The sequence below is a fragment of the Catellatospora sp. IY07-71 genome (assembly GCF_018326265.1).
Taxonomy (GTDB): Bacteria; Actinomycetota; Actinomycetes; order Mycobacteriales; family Micromonosporaceae; genus Catellatospora.
This window is the reverse complement of sequence record NZ_AP023360.1, coordinates 4,227,742-4,245,593: the sequence shown is the minus strand read 5'-3', so window position 1 is coordinate 4,245,593 and position 17,852 is coordinate 4,227,742. Positions and strand designations below refer to the sequence as shown.

The window sequence follows — 17,852 nt, the reverse complement described above, 5'->3', positions numbered from 1 at the left end:
CCTTTGCACCGTCGTACCGCGCTGAGCGCCCTGCTGCTGGCCGGCGGCGGCGCGATCGCCCTGGGGCTGGGCCGCCCCTGGGAACGCGTCTGGTCCGCCGAGGCGGCGCGGCAGGCCGCGTTCCTGAACGTCTGCGCCCACCCCGACGACGACCTGTATTTCCTCAACCCGGACGTGCTGCAGGCGCTGGCCGAGGGGTGCCCGGTGACGAGCGTCTACCTCACCGCGGGCGAGGCCAACGGGGTCAACGCCCCGCAGGACGACGAGCCCGACTACGAGGGGTACGCCGCCGCGCGCCAGTACGGCATCCGGGCGGCGTACGCGGCGATGGCGACCGGGGACCGCGACGCCGCGTGGCGGCGGGAGGTGCGCAGGCTGCCCGGCGACGTGGTCTTCGAGACGGCCACGCTGGCCGCGAAACCGCACGTCACCTTGGCGTTCCTCAACCTGCGCGCGCCGCTGGACGCCGCGGACGGCGGGTCCAACCGGCTGGCCTGGCTGTGGACCGGGCGCCGCGACGAGCAGCCCTACCTGCGGCCCACCGACAGCCCGCTGCCCGCGCCGGGCCGGCTGCGCCGCGACGACGTGCTCGCCGTGCTGGCCTCGCTGCTGAGCACCGGCGCGCCTACGGTGGTGCGCACCCTCGACCCGGCCCCGGAGCACCTGAAGTACGACGCCGACGACGGTGCGGACTACTCCGACCACCAGGACCACCTTTACGCGGCGTACTTCGCCTACGAGGCGGTGCGGCGGCACCGGGCCGCGGGCGGGCCGGCCGTGCAGGTGCAGAGCTATCGCGGTTACTTCAACAAGTACTGGCCACGGAATCTCAGCCCGGCCGTCTACGAGCGCAAGTTCTCCTATCTCGACATCTACGGCTGGGCGGACGGGCACGACTGCGGTGTGCCGTACGGGTGCGGCGACCTGCAGGTGGGCGCCGGTGCCCGGAACAAGCGCTACGGCCGCAGCCAGACCTACCGCCACCCGGGCGGCACCGCCTGGCTGGTCCCGTACGCGGGTGGGCTGTCGGCGTTCGCCGTGTTCGCGGGCACCGCGGTGATGTGGCGGCGCGACGCGGGCGAGGCGGACTGGGCCGCGCCGGTGCCGGTCGGCGGGCAGCACCTGGTGCCGCACCTGGACACGGTGCTCACCGCCGACGGCCGGCTGCACCTGTTCGGGGTGCGTCAGGAGCTGGACGTGGCCGGGCCGCGGCTGGTGGTCGTGCACGGCGTGCAGGAGCGGCCCGGGGCCGGGTTCACCTGGACCGACGTGGGCAACCCGGACGCGGGCGGCGACCCGGTCCGGGCCCGCGAGCTGGGCATGCCGTACGCGGTGGCCGACGCGGGCGGCGGGCTGACCCTGTTCGTGCGCGACTTCTCCCGCGGGGTCAGCGTGCGGCAGGCCACCCCCGGCGGCGGCTGGGGCCCGTGGACCGGCCTGGACGGCGGCGGCGTCCGGGACGCGCTGGTGGCGGTCACCGCGGGCGCCCGCACCGACCTCTACGCGGTGACCGACGACGAGCTGGTGTGCTGGACCAGGGAGAGCCCCGGCGGCCGCTTCGGCAGGCGGCGGACGCTGCTGCACGGATCGATGGACGGCACCCTGGCGGTGGCCCGCACGCTGAACGGGCAGGACGGGCCCGTGCTCGCCGGGCAGGCCGACGGGGCCACGCTGACCATCGCGCAGGACACCGGCGCTTCGACGGTGAAGGCCAACGGCGGCACCGGCGCGGTCGCCGGGCTGCTGCGCGACGGGCTGCTGCGGCTGGTGCGCCGCAACGACGAGGGACGCGTCGACGTCACCGAGCCGCACCCGCCCGGCGAGCCGCCGGTCTGGCACGGCTCGGGAGTCCTGTTCACCGGCGCGCCGGCGGTCGCCGTGGACGCCGGTGGGACCGCGTACGCCGCGGTCCTCGGCGTGGACGGGCACCTCTGGACCTGCCGGCTCGACGGATCCGGCACGAAACTCGCCTGGCGCGCCGCCCCCGGCCCACCCACGCTGTCCCAGGTGTGAGCGAGGTTTCCCTTCGTTACCAACCGGTACGCCAAGAATGTCCATTCTGCCGCCTTGACCGCCGCCGCTCTCTTAGCGTGATCGTGGGCGTCAGCACAGCGCTGAGGCCAGCCCGAGGAGGCTCGCAGCAATGGCGAAGAACAGCAACCGACCCGACCACGACTCCCGCGCCGACCGCGCCGAGAACGCCCCGCACGCGGGCGCCTCGCAGCAGCAGGCGACCGCCGGCATGAGCGCGCACACCACGAACCACGAGGGCGCCGAGCATGAACAGGCGGCCACCGCCACGATGCAGCGCAAACAGCAGCACGAGGGCGCCTCGCCGACCACCATGAAGTCCAAGAAGTCCAACCAGCCCAAGCACAACCAGCCCAAGCGCTGACCCTGGGCTCCCGGGGCGGGCCGCGACTGCGTCGCGACCCGCCCCTCTCCCCTGCCGCGCCGATCTTGCGTGACCTGTGGGGACGACACGCCCCTTCCGGGCATATCCCCAACACTTCGCGCAAGATCGTCATGATCTAGGGCACCCGAGGGAGTGAGGCGGGTCACCGGGTGAGGGGAGGCGGGGCTGGCGCTGCGGCAGGCCGGGGCGGCGACGTGAGACTATTTACGGACCATGGCGCTTACTGATCACCTCCCCGGCAGCACCGACCCTGACTCGCTGTTCGACGCCTTCTCCACCTGGGTGTCCGAGCAGGGCATCTCGCTCTACCCCGCCCAGCAGGAGGCGCTGATCGAGATCGTCTCCGGGGCGAACCTGATCCTGAGCACCCCCACCGGCTCCGGCAAGAGCATGGTGGCGCTCGGCGCGCACTTCGCGGCCATGGCCCAGGGCAAGCGCACCTTCTACACCGCGCCGATCAAGGCGCTGGTCTCGGAGAAGTTCTTCGCGCTGTGCGCGGCGCTGGGCCCGGAGAACGTGGGCATGATGACCGGCGACGCGGCGGTCAACCCCGACGCCCCGGTGATCTGCTGCACCGCCGAGATCCTGGCCAACCTGGCGCTGCGCGACGGGCCGGACGCCGACGTGGGCCAGGTCGTGATGGACGAGTTCCACTTCTACAGCGAGCCGGACCGGGGCTGGGCCTGGCAGGTGCCGCTGCTGGAGCTGGAGGACGCGCAGTTCGTGCTGATGTCGGCCACGCTGGGCGACGTCTCCCGATTCGTGGAGGACCTCACCCGGCGTACCGGGCGGCCCACCGCCGTGGTCAGCTCCGGCGAGCGGCCGGTGCCGCTGATCCACTCGTACGTCACCACGCCGCTGCACGAGACCATCGAGGAGCTGCTGTCCACCAAGCAGGCCCCGGTGTACATCGTGCACTTCACCCAGGCCGCGGCTCTGGAGCAGGCCAGCGCGCTGATGAGCATCAACATGAGCACGCGCGCCGAGAAGGACGCCATCGCCGAGCTGATCGGCAGCTTCCGGTTCACCGCCGGCTTCGGCAAGACCCTGTCCCGGCTGGTCCGCCACGGCATCGGCGTGCACCACGCGGGCATGCTGCCCAAGTACCGCCGCCTGGTGGAGCAGCTGGCCCAGGCCGGGCTGCTCAAGGTCATCTGCGGCACGGACACCCTCGGCGTCGGCATCAACCTGCCCATCCGCACCGTGCTGTTCACCGGCCTGAACAAGTTCGACGGCCAGCGCATGCGGCTGCTCAAGGCGCGCGAGTTCCACCAGATCGCCGGACGCGCCGGGCGGGCCGGCTACGACACCCTCGGCACCGTCATCGTGCAGGCGCCCGAGCACGTCGTCGAGAACGAGAAGGCCGTGGCCAAGGCCGCGGGCGACCCGAAGAAGCTGAAGAAGCTGGTCAAGAAGAAGCCGCCGGAGGGCTTCGTCGGCTGGGCCCAGCCGACCTTCGAGCGCCTGGTCAACGCCGAGCCCGAGCCGCTCACCTCCAGCTTCCACGTCAGCCACGCCATGGTGCTCAACGTCATCGAGCGCGGCGGCGACGCCTTCGACAACATGCGCCACCTGCTCACCGACAACCACGAGACCCCCGCCGCGCGCCGTAAGCACATCCGCCGGGCGATCTCGATCTACCGGGCGCTGCGCACCGCGGGCATCGTCGAGCAGGGCGCGGACGGCCGCATCCGGGTCACCGACGTGCTCCAGCTCGGCTTCGCGCTCAACCAGCCGCTGTCGCCGTTCGCGGTGGCCGCCATCGAGCTGCTGGACAAGAACTCCCCCGGGTACGCGCTCGACGTCGTGTCGATCATCGAGGCCGTGCTGGAGGACCCCCGGCAGATCCTCTACGCCCAGCAGGACAAGGCCAAGGGCGAGGCCGTCGCGCAGATGAAGGCCGACGGCATCGAGTACGAGGAGCGCATGGCGCTGCTCGAGGGTGTGACCTGGCCCAAGCCGCTCGAGGAGCTGCTGGAGGTCGCGTTCGAGTCGTACCGCAAGGGCCACCCGTGGGTCGACGACCACCGGCTGTCCCCCAAGGCGGTGGTACGCGACATGTTCGAGCAGGGCATGACCTTCACCGAGTACGTCAGCTTCTACGGCCTGGCCCGCTCCGAGGGCCTCGTGCTGCGCTACCTGGCCGACGCGTACCGGGCGCTGCGCCAGACCGTGCCCGAGGACGCCAAGACCGAGGAGCTGCACGACGTCATCGAGTGGCTCGGCGAGCTGGTCCGCCAGGTCGACTCCAGCCTGCTCGACGAGTGGGAGCAGCTCACCAACCCCGGCGCCCCGCCGGTCGAGGCCGCCCCGCCCGCCGTGACCCGCAACGTGCGCGCGTTCCGCGTCCAGGTCCGCAACGCCCTGTTCCGCCGCGTCGAGCTGGCCGCCCGCCGCCGCTGGGACCTGCTCGGCGAGCTGGACGCCGAAGCCGGCTGGGACAGCGACGCCTGGCGCGACGCGCTGGAGCCGTACTTCGAGCTGTACGACGAGATCGGCATCGGCCCCGACGCCCGCGGCCCCGCCCGCATCATCATCGAGCAGGGCAAGGACGTCTGGAAGGTCCGCCAGATCCTGGACGACCCCGACGGCCACCACGACTGGGGCATCAGCGCCGAGGTCGACCTGGCCGCTTCCGACGAGGCCGGCCAGGCCGTCCTCACCATCACCGACGTAGGCCAACTAGGCGCCTAACCGCCCCGCGCGGCGCCGCCCCGTCCCGCCCCGCGCGGCGCGGCGCGGCGCGGCGCGGCGCGTGACCAAGATCGCTGTCTCGTGTCGAAACCTGTGGTCCTAGCCCAGCTTTCGACACGAGACACTGATCTCCAACCCGCCCACCCCGCTCCGGCCAAGCGAAGATCGCCGTTTCGTGTCGAAACCTATGGCCACACCACACTTTCTGACACGAAACGCCGATCTTGAACGCGCGCCCGCCTCGACGCGGCACCGACCGCCGAGCCCCGCCCACCCCCTCCTCGCCAGCCCGCTTTGAACGGCAGGCCCGCACGAAGTCAGGCGGACCGCGAGGTATACAGCCGCGAACTCGCCGTCACATTGGACAGCAGACTCGACCCGACCAGCACACCCAAAGACACCGCCACCACGGTCAGAAACGCCGTGATCAGATTCGACCGCCCCGTAGCCGACAGCTCCACCAGCCCCGTCAGGCCACTGACCCCCACCAGGCTCAGCGCCCCCGGCACCAGCAGCCAGAACGACGGCAGGAACACCACCTGCGCAGGCGGCCCACCCAGCCGCTGCACCGCGTTCGCCAGCGGCACGATCAGCAACCCACCCACGAACGCCGCGAACACACCACCGGTCCACGACCCCACCAGGAACTGCGCCCCGTACGCCAGGAACAGCGTCACGATCAGCCAGGGCAGCGACCGCGACGGCGCCGCACTGTTCAGGTAGATCCCGACCCCGAAGACCAGCACCCCCACCCACGGCGCCCACTGCCCGAGCTGCTCCGGCACCGGCACGTCCTGCACCGGCCCCGCGAGCTGCATCCCCGCATAGATCCCGAACGTGAGCAGCAGCAGCACATACACGCTGGACACGAGCCGGCTCGCGCCACTGATGATCGACCGGGTGACCATCTCCTGCGCCCCCAGCGTGAGCGCCGCTCCCGGCAGGAAGGTGGCCAGCGGCGGAATCAGCAGACTCGCCGGATCCGCCCCCAGCTCAGGGCTGTACCGATACGCCAGAAACGTCACCAGCATCGCCGCAGCCACCGGCAGCGCGAGCGAGAGCACCTGCACTCGCTCGGCCACCAGCCGCAGCACGCCCACCAGCAGCCCGAGCAGCGCCAGGCTGACCAGCGCCCGCCCGTCCCGGACGAACAGCAGCCCGATCCCGACGGTGAGCACCCCGTGCCCGAGCACCGGGACGAGGTTCCCGTGCCGGGGCGGCGCGTCGAGGATGTCCCGCACCTTCACGATCCCCTCGGCGGGCGGAATGGGCGCGGCTTTGACCTGCTCGAACAGCTTGTACAGCTGATCGATCTGGTCCAGCCGCAGCGGCGGCCCGTCGGCGTTGGCGAAGTCCACGACCACCCCGCCCCCGCCCCGCGACCGCACGAACACCCCGGTCGGCACGACGAGGAACTCCACGTCGTCCACCCCGTACGCGTCGGCGAGGGCGACCAGCTCGTCGGGGATCCGGTTGGCCGACTCCCCGGCCAGGCAGAGGGCCACCCCGCACTGGCGGAGGAACTCAAGCAGATTCTCGGGCGGCACGCTCACCGCGGAAGTATGAATCACCCCACCCCGCCCGCACATCCCCCGCCGTCCAGCATGCGGGAACCCGCCGGCGGGCGGATTGGGGCGCGCCCGGTGGGGCGAAAGCGGACAATGAACGCATGAGTGGTGAGCATGCGATGGAGTGGGAGCTGCAGCAGGTCGACTCGATGATCGCGGAGCTGCGCAGCCAGGCCCAGCAGATCCGGGACGAGGTCGGCAACCGGGAGGACGGCCCCGGCGACCCGGGCGACACCAGCCTGCTGATCAGCAGCGCCGAGGAGCAGGAGGCGCTCATCGCGGTGCTGGAGGACCGCCGGGGCAAGCTGCGCGAGCGCCTCGGCCGGGGCGCCGAGTAGGCCCCGGTCAGGCGACTCCGGCCGGGCGGAACTGGACGCTGACCCGGGGACCCACGTGACGGGCCGTCTTGGGAATGCAGTGCTCCCAGGTGCGCTGGCACGAGCCGCCCATCACCACCAGATCACCGTGGCCGAGCGGAAAGCGGATGCTGTGCTCGCCGCCGCCGCGCGGGCGCAGCATCAGCGGGCGCGGCTCGCCGAACGACACGATCGCGACCATGGTGTCGCTGTGCGAGCCGCGCCCGATGGTGTCGCCGTGCCAGGCCACGCTGTCGCGGCCGTCCCGGTACAGGCACATGCCCGCGGTGGTGAACGGCTCACCCAGCTCGGGCCCGTAGTACGCGTTGAGCGCGGCGCGGGCCTGCGCGAGCAGCGGGTGCGGCAGCGGCTCGTCGGCGCCGTACCAGCGCAGCAGGCGGGGGACGTCGACCTCGCGCTCGTACATCTCACGCCGCTCGGCGCGCCAGTCGACCTGCTCCAGCAGGACCTCCAGCACCTGCTCGGAGCCGCCGACCCAGCCGGGCAGGTGGTCGACCCAGGCGCCCCGGGTGAGCGGCTGCCTGGTCACCGCTCCGGCCAGCGGCCCGAGGGTGGCCCGCTCGGCGAGATCGAACATCGACGGCTGGTGTGCGTGCCCCATGAACAGGCATTCTACGCCGACTTCGAACAGCAGTACCAATCCACGGAATTCGCTGGGGGTGGGTGTGCGGCGAACCGGACGCCAGGGCATGATGGCTGCCTAAGCGCTCCCAGACGGTGAATCCAATCCCGACGGTGCCATGTGGTGTCTAACCGGCCGACAGGGATAGACGGGGATAGTATCCGCGCGGAAGTCGCAACCTGGGAGCCGACTGAGGGTGTCGCATGAGGCCGCTGGAAACCACCGACCCGCACTCCATCGCGTCGTACCGCCTGGTCGGCGTGCTCGGCGGGGGCGGCATGGGCCGCGTCTACCTGGGCCAGTCCCCCAGCGGCCGGTACGTGGCGATCAAGGTGATCCGGCCGGAGCTGGCCGCCGACCCGGTGTTCCGGCGCCGGTTCAGCCGTGAGGTGGCCGCCGCGCGCATGGTGAACCCGCTGTTCACGGCCGCGGTGGTGGACGCCGACACCGAGGCGGTGTCGCCCTGGCTGGCGACCACCTACATCGAGGGGCCGAGCCTGGAGCAGCGGGTGCTGTCCGGCGGCCCGCTGGACGTGTCCGCGGTGAAGACCCTGGCCACCGGCCTGGCCGAGGCGCTGTCCTCGATCCACCGGGCCGGGCTCACCCACCGCGACCTCAAACCCGCCAACGTGCTGCTGGACGACGCGGGCCCGCACATCATCGACTTCGGCATCGCGCTGGCCTCCGACGCGGAGCGGATGACCACCGGCGTCAACGTGGGCACCCCGTCGTACATGGCGCCGGAGCGCATCCAGGGCGAGGACTCCGGGCCGCCGGGCGACGTGTTCTCCCTCGGCGCGACGCTGTACTTCGCCGCCACCGGCCGGACGCTGATCTCGGGCGGGAGCATGTTCGAGCAGATCAACCAGGTCACCCAGGGCCGCTTCGACCTGAGCCCGGTGCCGGCCGAGGTGCGGCCGTTCATCGTGCGCTGCATCAGCCTGCGCCCGTTCGACCGGCCCACCGCGCGCGAGCTGTCCCGCATCCTCATCGGCACCGGGGTCTCCACGCCCGTGCCCGGCTGGTTCCAGCCCCGGATCGCGCAGCTGCCCGGGATGCCGGCGCTGCCGGTGCCGCCGGCGCCCACCTGGGGCACGCCGAAGCTGTGGCAGCGCCGGCCGATCCTCGTCGGCGGGGCGGTCGGCCTGCTCGGCCTGGCTGCTGGCGGGGCGTGGGCGCTGTCGCAGGACGGCACGGAAACGCCGCAGACCGCCCCGACGGCCGCAGGGCTCGGCGTATCGCCGAGCGCCGCGGTGACGGCCGGGTCGGTGCTGTGGACGTACGCCTCCCGGACCCGCAACGCGCCGCGCCGCCTGGTGATCGGGGAGTCCGGCCGGATCGCCGGCACCGACGGGCCGCGCGTGTTCGCCGTCGACCCGCCCACCGGCGGGCAGGCGTGGAGCATCCCGCTGGACATCGAACCGCTGGACGTGCACGACTGGGGGTCGGCGGTGCTGGCCGTCTCCGGGCGGCAGGCGTGGCGGATCGAGACCGCGTCCGGCGTCAAGAGCTTCGGCATCGACACCGGCGGCATCGTACGCGAGCTGGCCGTCGCGCCGGACCGCGTGTTCTTCGACGTCAGCGCGCCGCAGGGCCCGCAGCTGCGGGCGTTCAACCGGGCCGGCGCCCAGCTCTGGCAGGAGCCGGTGCAGGAGACGCCGCTCGTGGCGGACACGGAGTGGCTGGTCACCCGCCGGGAGCTGAACGGCGTCGGCTGGCTCACCCTGCGCGAGGCGGCGACCGGCCAGCAGCGCTGGAGCGTGCGCTACACCTTGCCGCCCAAGGAGCAGGGTCAGGGACCCGGCGGCCCCGGCGGTCCAGGTGGACCCGGTGACGGCGGGCCGCCCGGCGGCCCGCCGCCGCCGGACGAGGGCTGGCGCCGGGCCGAAGCGCGGCTGGGCCGGACGGACGTGATCTTCCGCGACGGCAACCACGTCCGGGTGCTGCGGCTGTCCGACGGCGGCGAGCGGTGGACGAAGACCTGGGAGCGGCCGGTGGTGAGCCTGGCGGTGATCGGCGACACCGTGGTGCTGGGCGCGGACCGGATCGTCGGGCTCCGGCTCGGCACCGGCGTGGAGATCTGGGGCAAGAACCTGCGCGGCGCCCGGCTCACCCCGGCGCCCGACGGCAGCCTGGTCTACGCGATCGCGGCGGACAACGTGGCCGCGTTCGACGCCGAGGGCCGCACGCCGTGGAACGGCACGCTGCCGGGCCTTCAGGAGGGCGACGTGCAGCGCATCGTGATCCGCCATCCGGTGGGGTACGCGGTGCTGGTCCCGCCGCCGTTCCCGGAGCGCGCCGACGTCATCGCCTTCGCGCTGGAGCCCCGTCGCTGATCAGCCGCTGATCAGCGATCGCTGGCGTGGTCGTTCTCCTTGTGCACCGCCTGCGCGGGCACCCGGGCCGCGACCAGCGCGTCACGGATCTCGGTGAGCAGCCGGATGTCCTCGGTCACCGGGGCCGGCTCGGGCTCCTTGCCCTTGTTGCGCCGCTCGGCCAGCTTGTTCATCGGCAGCACGACCAGGAAGTACAGCACCGCCGCGGTGAGCACGAAGGCGATCAGCGCGTTGACGAACGCGCCCCAGGCCACCGGGTTGTCGTCGTGCACGAGCGGGAACGAGCCGCCGGCTCCGTCCGGCTTGGCGCCGACGAGGTTGATCAACGGTTCCAGGAACGACTTCGTGAACTGGGTGACGAGCGAGGAGAAGGCGGCGCCGATGACCACACCGACCGCGAGGTCCACGACGTTGCCGCGCATGACGAAGTTCTTGAAACCGTTCAGCATGCCGAACACCGTATCCGAGAACGCCGGGTTCCTGACGGGTGCGACACCGTGATCTCCAGCCCTATCCACCGGCCAGGGTGTTGACCGCGCCGCGGAACAGCGGCGGGACCGCGGCGCACAGCGGCACCACCGCCGCGCGCACCGGCCGGGCGGCGGTGAGCAGCACCAGGCCCCGGGTGAGCAGCCGGTAGGTGCGGGTGCGCCGCCGCCACTGGGCCTCGTACCCGGCGAGGTCGCCGCCGGTCAGCGCGGCCACGGCGGCTTCGGCCTGGTCGAGGGCGAGGCTGACGCCCTCGCCGGTGAGCGCGTCCTCGTAACCGGCCGCGTCGCCGACCAGCAGCACCCGTCCCGCCACCCGGGCGCCGACCGTGCGCCGCAGCGGGCCCGCACCGCGCACCGGACCGGCCGCCGCGCCGCCGAGCCGTTCCCGCAGCTCGGGGAAGCCGTCCAGCAGCCGCTCGTACCCGTGCCCGGCGCGCCGGTGCAGCACCGCGACACCGACCAGGTCCGGGGCGACCGGGGTCACGTACGCCTCCGCGTGCGCCGACCACCACACCTCGACCAGGTCCGACCAGGGCGCGACGGTGTAGTGCCGACGCTGCCCGAACCGCGCCGGGCGGCCGGCCGCCGAGGCGATGCCGGACTCGCGGCGGACCCGCGAGTGCAGGCCGTCGGCGCCGACCAGCCAGCGTGCGCGTACCCCCGCCGCGGTGACCCCGTGCGCGTCCTGCCGCACCTGGCCGACGCGCTCGGCCACCCAGCCGACCCCCGCCTGCGCGGCGCGGTCGCGCAGCGCCGCGTGCAGGGTGGTGCGGCGCACCCCGCGACCCGGCCCGGCCGCGAAGCGGGCCTGGGCCGAGCGTGACCCGGCGCGGTAGGCGATGCCGTGGAACGGCACCCCGGCCGGGTCGACGCCGAGCGCGAGCAGCCGGGCCAGGCCGCCCGGCATCAGGCCCTCGCCGCAGGCCTTGTCGACCGGACCCGGCCGCGGCTCGGCGACCACCACGCTCAGCCCCGCCCGCCGTGCCAGCAGCGCGGTCGCCAGCCCGGCCGGTCCCCCGCCCGCGACGAGCACGTCGGTGTCAAAGCTCACGCCACGTCCCGCGGCCGGGGCGGGCGCTCATGCGACGGCCTCGGCCAGCGCGCGATCCTCGACGCGGATCCGCACCGCGAGCACCGCGAAGTTGAGCAGCGTGAAGATCAGCGCGGTCAGCCAGGCGGTGTGCACCAGCGGCAGCGCGATGCCCTCTACGACCACGGCGAGATAGTTCGGGTGGCGCAGGAAGCGGTAGGGCCCCCGGTCCACCAGCGGCAGCCCCGGCACCACGATGACCAGGGTGTTCCAGCGAGGGCCCAGGGTGGTCACGCACCACCAGCGCAGCGCCTGGCTCGCCAGCACCAGCGCCAGCATGGGCCAGCCCAGCCAGGGCAGGAACGGCCGGTCCAGCAGCCACACCTCGGCCAGGCAGCCGGCCAGCAGCGCGGTGTGCAGGGCCACCATGTAGGGGTAGTGGCCCCGGCCGTACTCGCGGCCGCCGCGGGCCAGCGCCCAGCGCGCGTGGCGCTTGGACACCACCAGCTCCACCAGGCGCTCACCGGCCACGGCGAGGATCAGCAGGGTGTACGGGAGCAACGCCTCACCACCTCAGCAGGACGAGTTCGGAACAGAACCCCGGCCCCATGGCGATCATGAGACCGGGCTCGCCGGACGGCGGCGCGGCGGCCATCGCCTCGTGCAGCACGTCCAGCACCGACACCGACGACAGGTTGCCCTTGTCGGCCAGCGAGCGCCGCGTCGGCAGCAGCGCGTCGCCGGGCAGGTCGAGCACCCGCTCGATGGTGTCGATGACCTTCGGCCCGCCGGGATGGCACACCCAGGTCGCCACCTGCGCCGGATCCAGCTCGTGCTCGCCGAGGAAGCCGCGCACGTCGCCGCCGAGGAAACGCTCGGCGATCGGGGCGACCTCGGTGGACAGCACGATCCGGAAGCCGCTGGAGCCGATGCGCCAGCCCATCACCTGCTCGGTGTCGGGGTAGAGCCGGCTGCGGGTGGCCAGCACCCGGGGGCGGCCGGGCGTGTCGGCGGCCCGTCCGGCGCCGACCATCACCACCGCCGCCGCGCCGTCGCCGAACAGGCTGGAGGCGACCAGGTTGGCGTGCGTGGTGTCCTCCTGCTGCACGGTCAGCGAGCACAGCTCCACCGCCAGCAGAACCGCCACCTGGTCCGGCCAGGCGCGCAGGTAGTCGTGCAGCCGGGCGACCCCGGCCGCCCCGGCCACGCAGCCCAGCCCGAACAACGGCAGCCGCTTCACGTCGGGGCGCAGCCCCGCCTTCAGGGCCAGCCGCGCCTCCAGCGACGGCACGGCCAGGCCGGTGACGCTGGTGGTCGCGATCAGATCGACCTCGTCGGGGCGGATCCCGGCCGCGTCCAGCGCCGCGCGCAGCGCGGCCTCGCCCAGCTGCAGCGCCACCTCGATGAACGCGTCGTTCGCCTGGGTGAACCCGGTCAGCCCGGCGTACTGCTCCAGCGGCAGGGCCAGGTGCCGGGTCTGCACGCCGGTGGTGCGGCCGAACCGGGTGAAGACCTCCCGGCCCGGGTGCTCACCGGGCAGGCACATCGCGGTGAACTCGGCGACGATGTCCTCCTGGCGGTAACGGTGCGCCGGGAACGCCAGCCGCACCGCCGACACCTGCGGCGCCGATGACACATCGATGTGAATCATGCACTGACAGTACCGCCCAGGCGTGCCCTTACACACGATCTGCCGTTAGGCATCGCGTAGGCCGTCACCAGATCGGGGAGTTCGAGCATGAGCAAGCACGCGTTCGCCGTGTCCGGAATGCACTGCGGGTCCTGCGCGCAGCTCATCGACGAGACGGTGGCCAAGCTGCCCGGGGTCACCCGCAGCTGGACCACGGTCCACGGCGGACGCACCGAGGTCGAGTTCGACCCGGCCCGCCTGACCACCGGCGACGTCGCCCGCGCCATCGAGGCCCACGGCTACCGCACGGTGCTGCTGTAGCGGCTGCGAAAACTCCCGCCACGCTGTACGGACAGCATGGCGGGAGTGTCGCGCTGAAAGGCGATCAGCCGTGGGTGCGGCCGCGGCCGCCGGGGCCCTTCTCCTTGCGCGGCTTGACCGAGATGTCGATCGGGCTGCCCTCGAAGCCGAACTCCTCGCGCAGCTTGCGCTCGACGAACCGGACGTAGCCCGGGTCCAGCGGCTGCGTCGTGAACAGCACGAACTTCGGGGGCGCCACGCTGGGCTGGGTCGCGAACAGGATGCGCGGGGCCCGGCCGCCGCGCACCGGGTGCGGCGTCGCCTGGACCAGCGCGGTCAGCCACTGGTTGAGCTGGCCGGTGGGGATGCGCTTCTCCCAGCTGGCCAGCGCGGTACGCAGCATCGGCGCGAGCTTCTCGACGGCCCGCCCGGTCAGCGCGGAGATGTTGACGCGCAGCGCCCACGGGATGCGCTTGAGCTCCCGCTCGATCTCCTTGTCCAGGTAGTGCCGCCGGTCGCCGTCGACGAGGTCCCACTTGTTGAAGGCGAGCACGACGCCGCGCCCGGCCTCGGTAACCATCGACAGCAGGCGCTGGTCCTGCTCGCTGATGACCTCGCTGGCGTCCAGCAGCACCACGGTCACCTCGGACGCCTCGATCGCGGCGGCGGTGCGCAGCGAGGCGAAGTACTCCGTGCCGCTGGCCTTGCCGACGCGCTTGCGCAGGCCGGCCGTGTCGACGAACTGCCAGGTCTCGCCGCCGATCTGGACCAGCGAGTCGACCGGGTCGACGGTGGTGCCGGCGACCGAGTCGACGACCGAGCGCTCCTCCCGGGCCAGCCGGTTGAGCAGGCTGGACTTGCCCACGTTGGGGCGGCCCACCAGCGCGACCCGGCGCGGGCCGCGCGGACCGGGCACGTGGTCCTCCAGCGGCGCCTGCTCCGGGAACGCGGCGAGCACCGCGTCGAGCAGGTCGCCCGAGCCGCGGCCGTGCAGCGCCGACACGGGCATCGGCTGGCCCAGGCCGAGCGACCACAGGCCGTGCGCCTCGAACTCGATGTTCTGGTTGTCGGCCTTGTTCGCCACCAGCAGCACCGGCTTCGAGCTGCGGCGCAGCATCCTCACGGCGGCCGCGTCGTCGTCGGTGGCGCCCACGGCCGCGTCGACCACGAACAGCACCACGTCGGCGGCGGCGATGGCGGCCTCGGCCTGTGCCGCGATGGCGGCGGCCCGGTCCTTGGCGTCGGGCTCCCAGCCGCCGGTGTCGACCACGGTGAACTTCCGGCCCGACCACACCGCGTCGTACGCGACCCGGTCTCGGGTCACGCCCGGAATGTCCTCGACGACCGCCTGGCGGCGGCCGAGGATGCGGTTGACGAGGGTGGACTTGCCCACGTTGGGGCGGCCCACCACCGCCAGGACCGGCTGCGGGGTCACGGTCGCCGTGGCGGAGGGCTGCTCCGGCACGGGCTGCTCGACGACCTCCAGCTCGGTCCACTTGTCCGTCGTCATACTGCCTTCCTCGTCGTCACCAGGCGATACATCTCGCTGACGACCTCATCGATGCCCAGCTCGGTCGAGTCGAGCACCACCGCGCCGGTGGCCTGCTGCAACGGGTCGACCTTGCGGGTGGAGTCCAGGTGGTCGCGACGGGCCAGGTCGGCCTCGGTCGCGGCGTGGTCGGCGGCGTTCTCGGCGCTGCGGCGCCGGGCCCGCTCGGCGGAGGAGGCGGTCAGGTAGACCTTGAGGTCGGCGTCGGGGGCGACCACCGCGCCGATGTCACGCCCCTCGACCACGATGCGGGCGGACTCCTCGATGATCGCGCGCTGGCGGGAGACCAGCACCTGCCGTACAAACGGCACGGCGGCCACCGCGGACACGGCCGAGGTCACCTCGGCGCCGCGGATCGGGGCGTCCACGTTCTCGCCGTTCACGCTGATCGAGGGCTGCGCCGGGTCGGTCGTGATGATCAGCTCGCAGTCGACGACCACCTTGGCGATGCCGTCGGCGTCGGCCAGGTCGACCCCCGACTGCAGCACGGCCCAGGTCACGGCCCGGTACATCGCGCCCGTGTCGAGGTAGCGGGCGTCCAGCCGCTGCGCCAGCCGACGCGACACCGTCGACTTGCCCGAGCCCGAGGGCCCGTCCACCGCCACCACACACCGCAGCTCAGCCACGACCGATCCTCCGACCCTAGATTTGATGCTCCTATTCTGCCCGGTGCGCCCGGACCCCGATCAGGCAGAGGGCCCGAACGCGGCGCAGAACACGTCCCTCAGCGCACAGCAGACCCACGGGTCACACGGAAACCGTACGCTCAGCCGTCCGCAGCCGGGCCTCGCTCTGCTGGTCCACGCCCTGCACCCGGTCCACCGCGGTGGCCACGTCGACCGCCAGCGCCGCCGTGCGGTGAGCCGCGTCACCCCACAGCCGCAGCAGCAGCGCCGCGCCGTCCGCGTACTCCTTGGCGAACGCCCGGCCCAGCTCGTCGCCGCCCCACGGCCGCCGCGCGCCGCCCTGCTCGATGCGGGCGCCGCTGAGCCCGCGCTCGCGCGCCATCGCGTCGCCCACCGCGTGCAGCCGCCGGGCCGCGTCGCGCGCGGCCGGAGCGTCGAGGTCGATCCGCGGTCCCGGTGCGGTCATCACGCCTCCCGATAGCCCATGGTCTCGTCGTGGCGGCGCAGCAGCGCGCCCAGGTCGCCGCCGCGCAGCAGCTCCGGCACGCCGGTCTCGCCCGGCACCGCGCGGGCCACCAGCTCCGCCGTAGCCTCGGCCGCGGCCTGCTCCGCCTTGCGCGTGGTCTGCGTGATCAGCTCGGCGAGGCGGTCCGGCCGGTGCGCCGCGTACGCCCGCTCGTGCAGTTTCAGCCGCAGCAGCTGCCCTCGGGCGCCGACCACCACGGTGACCGTGCCGTCCGGCGAGGCCAGCGACACCTCCAGCCCGGCCAGCTGCCGCTGCAGCTCCCCCACGTTCTCGCGCAGGTGGGTGTAGCGGGCGTGCACCTCGTCGAAGCGGGCCCGCAGCGCGGCGTTGGCGTCACGGTCGACGGTGGGCGGCATCCAGACCTCCGAGCAGGCGGCGTGAGAGCTGGTCGGCCTGCCGGGTGGTCTCCGGCAGGCGGTAACGCGGGGCCAGCGCGAGCGTCAGCGCGGTCGCGGTGTCCAGGTCGATGCGGTGGCCCACGGACACGAAGACCGGCTTGACCCCCGGCTGGGTGCGCAGCACGCGGCCCAGCGTCTCGGTCCCGTCGGTGAGCGGGGCCCAGTCCCCGCGGCGCGGGCCGGGCTCCTGGTGTCCGCCGCCGATGGTCTGCTCCGCCGCCGCACCCGGCGCGGGGGACTCGCGGACCACGAACGCCGTCTTGGCCACGCCGAAGGTGGGCAGCCCCGTCAGCACGCCGACGTGGCAGGCCAGGCCGAAACGGCGCGGATGGGCCACCCCGTAGCCGTCGCAGACCAGCACGTCCGGGGTCACCGTGAGCCGCTCCAGCGCCTCCGTCAGCACCGGCAGCTCGCGGAACGCCAGCAGGCCCGGCACGTACGGGAAGGTCACCGGGCCGGACGCGACGGCCGTCTCGACCACCTCCAGCGTGGCCACGTCCAGCACCACCACGGCGGCGACGGCCCGGCCGGTGTCGCCGTCGTCCTCGTATGACACATCCAGCCCGGCGGCGGTGCGCGCGGTCACCGGCGGGCCGGTCGGCTCCACCCGGGCGCGCAGCGCCTCCTGCTGGGCGAGCGCCTCGGCCGCACCGGTCGGCCACGGGTCGTGCGGCACCAGCATCGCTCAGCCCAGCCTGGCCAGGGCGCTGCGCACCACCCGCTCCGTGTCGCTGCCCAGCGGGTGCGGCAGCTTCGCCGGATCGAACCAGCCCAGCGCGTGCGACTCCTCGCTGACCTGCTCCACCGCGCCCTCCGGCGCGTACACCAGGAAGATCACGTCGTGGTGCAGGCTGGGCCGCCCCGCGCAGGTCACGTGGTGCACGTCCACGTCGGCCGGGACCGGGTCGACGACCAGCCCGGCGATGCCGCTCTCCTCGGTCGCCTCGCGCAGCGCGGCAGCGGCCAGCGTGGCGTCCTCCGGCTCGCAGTGCCCCCCGACCTGGCACCAGATGTCGAACTTGCCGTGCAGGCAGAGCAGCACCCGGGACCGGTCGGCCGAGACGATCACCGCGCTCGCGGTCACGTGCGCGCCCGCGTGCGGCTTGCCCATCACCTGGGGACCCTGCGCCAGCAGGGCGGTCGTCCGCGCCCAGTCGTCGGCCGCGCCGGGCGGCGGCGTCCAGCCGGCCAGCAGGCGTACGGCGTCGGCGTGCAGGTCGGCGTCGCCGGTCGCCGGAGGTTCGAGGTCGGTCCGCAGGGTCTCGCTCACCCGGCCGATGCTAGTGCGC

18 protein-coding genes are annotated in these 17,852 nt (G+C 73.3%); 6 read left to right on the top strand and 12 right to left on the bottom strand.

Translation table 11 applies throughout. The features are described from left to right. The first annotated feature begins 3 nt into the window (after window positions 1-3). The 3 genes from CS0771_RS19010 to CS0771_RS19000 all read left to right on the top strand — a co-directional run bounded on the left by CS0771_RS19010 (window position 4) and on the right by CS0771_RS19000 (window position 5,110). Window positions 4-2,013, top strand: coding sequence for a PIG-L family deacetylase (locus CS0771_RS19010; protein WP_212842227.1), 2,010 nt, complete (start codon window positions 4-6; stop codon window positions 2,011-2,013). 130 nt (window positions 2,014-2,143) lie between these two features. Next, window positions 2,144-2,395, top strand: a complete 252-nt coding sequence (locus CS0771_RS19005; protein WP_212842226.1) for a hypothetical protein — start codon at window positions 2,144-2,146, stop codon at window positions 2,393-2,395. A gap of 234 nt (window positions 2,396-2,629) precedes the next feature. Next, complete coding sequence (locus CS0771_RS19000; RefSeq protein WP_212842225.1) at window positions 2,630-5,110, top strand: RNA helicase; 2,481 nt, start codon at window positions 2,630-2,632, stop codon at window positions 5,108-5,110. Between the two features lie 317 nt (window positions 5,111-5,427). Here the strand turns inward: CS0771_RS19000 and CS0771_RS18995 are convergent, their stop codons facing one another. Next, entirely contained in the window at window positions 5,428-6,663 is a 1,236-nt protein-coding gene (locus CS0771_RS18995; RefSeq protein WP_212842224.1) for a threonine/serine exporter ThrE family protein, read from the bottom strand. 116 nt (window positions 6,664-6,779) lie between these two features. Between CS0771_RS18995 and CS0771_RS18990 the strand changes: the two genes are divergently transcribed. Then, on the top strand, window positions 6,780-7,016 hold the full coding sequence (locus CS0771_RS18990) for a hypothetical protein (RefSeq protein ID WP_212842223.1): 237 nt from the start codon (window positions 6,780-6,782) through the stop codon (window positions 7,014-7,016). Between the two features lie 7 nt (window positions 7,017-7,023). On the opposite strand, the gene CS0771_RS18985 is transcribed toward CS0771_RS18990, so the two are convergent. Then, window positions 7,024-7,656, bottom strand: a complete 633-nt coding sequence (locus tag CS0771_RS18985; RefSeq protein ID WP_212842222.1) for an alpha-ketoglutarate-dependent dioxygenase AlkB — start codon at window positions 7,654-7,656, stop codon at window positions 7,024-7,026. Window positions 7,657-7,880: 224 nt separating this feature from the next. Here CS0771_RS18985 and CS0771_RS18980 point away from each other — a divergent pair, with 224 nt between their 5' ends. Beyond that, complete coding sequence (locus CS0771_RS18980) at window positions 7,881-10,013, top strand: protein kinase (RefSeq protein ID WP_212842221.1); 2,133 nt, start codon at window positions 7,881-7,883, stop codon at window positions 10,011-10,013. A gap of 11 nt (window positions 10,014-10,024) precedes the next feature. Here CS0771_RS18980 and mscL read toward each other — a convergent pair whose 3' ends face one another. The 4 genes from mscL to CS0771_RS18960 form a co-directional block, all read right to left on the bottom strand. Continuing rightward, complete coding sequence (mscL, locus tag CS0771_RS18975) at window positions 10,025-10,462, bottom strand: large conductance mechanosensitive channel protein MscL (RefSeq protein WP_212842220.1); 438 nt, start codon at window positions 10,460-10,462, stop codon at window positions 10,025-10,027. A gap of 61 nt (window positions 10,463-10,523) precedes the next feature. Continuing rightward, window positions 10,524-11,555, bottom strand: a complete 1,032-nt coding sequence (locus CS0771_RS18970) for an NAD(P)/FAD-dependent oxidoreductase (RefSeq protein WP_212842219.1) — start codon at window positions 11,553-11,555, stop codon at window positions 10,524-10,526. A gap of 27 nt (window positions 11,556-11,582) precedes the next feature. After that, window positions 11,583-12,095, bottom strand: a complete 513-nt coding sequence (locus CS0771_RS18965; protein WP_212842218.1) for an isoprenylcysteine carboxyl methyltransferase family protein — start codon at window positions 12,093-12,095, stop codon at window positions 11,583-11,585. Between the two features lie 4 nt (window positions 12,096-12,099). Next, entirely contained in the window at window positions 12,100-13,185 is a 1,086-nt protein-coding gene (locus CS0771_RS18960) for a type III polyketide synthase (RefSeq protein ID WP_212842217.1), read from the bottom strand. Window positions 13,186-13,272: 87 nt separating this feature from the next. Here CS0771_RS18960 and CS0771_RS18955 point away from each other — a divergent pair, with 87 nt between their 5' ends. Beyond that, a complete protein-coding gene (locus CS0771_RS18955) occupies window positions 13,273-13,485 on the top strand; it encodes a heavy-metal-associated domain-containing protein (RefSeq protein WP_203754569.1) in 213 nt (70 codons plus the stop codon). 64 nt (window positions 13,486-13,549) lie between these two features. Here the strand turns inward: CS0771_RS18955 and der are convergent, their stop codons facing one another. The 6 genes from der to CS0771_RS18925 all read right to left on the bottom strand — a co-directional run bounded on the left by der (window position 13,550) and on the right by CS0771_RS18925 (window position 17,833). Then, on the bottom strand, window positions 13,550-14,974 hold the full coding sequence (gene der / locus CS0771_RS18950) for a ribosome biogenesis GTPase Der (protein WP_212842216.1): 1,425 nt from the start codon (window positions 14,972-14,974) through the stop codon (window positions 13,550-13,552). Beyond that, window positions 14,971-15,639 carry a (d)CMP kinase gene (gene cmk, locus CS0771_RS18945; RefSeq protein ID WP_244870880.1) on the bottom strand — a complete coding sequence of 223 codons (669 nt, stop codon included), beginning with the start codon at window positions 15,637-15,639 and terminating at the stop codon, window positions 14,971-14,973. The genes der and cmk overlap by 4 nt, the downstream gene beginning before the upstream one ends. Window positions 15,640-15,760: 121 nt before the next feature. Continuing rightward, window positions 15,761-16,105: a hypothetical protein gene (locus CS0771_RS18940; RefSeq protein ID WP_212842215.1), complete on the bottom strand. Its 345-nt coding sequence runs from the start codon at window positions 16,103-16,105 to the stop codon at window positions 15,761-15,763. Continuing rightward, the gene (locus CS0771_RS18935) at window positions 16,105-16,521 is read right to left on the bottom strand and encodes a YbaB/EbfC family nucleoid-associated protein (RefSeq protein ID WP_212842214.1); all 417 of its coding nucleotides are present in this window, start codon (window positions 16,519-16,521) and stop codon (window positions 16,105-16,107) included. Before CS0771_RS18935 ends, CS0771_RS18940 begins: the two co-directional genes overlap by 1 nt. Then, complete coding sequence (locus CS0771_RS18930) at window positions 16,499-17,245, bottom strand: endonuclease V (RefSeq protein WP_212842213.1); 747 nt, start codon at window positions 17,243-17,245, stop codon at window positions 16,499-16,501. Before CS0771_RS18930 ends, CS0771_RS18935 begins: the two co-directional genes overlap by 23 nt. A gap of 3 nt (window positions 17,246-17,248) precedes the next feature. Beyond that, a complete protein-coding gene (locus tag CS0771_RS18925; protein WP_244870879.1) occupies window positions 17,249-17,833 on the bottom strand; it encodes an NUDIX hydrolase in 585 nt (194 codons plus the stop codon). Window positions 17,834-17,852: the final 19 nt, after the last annotated feature.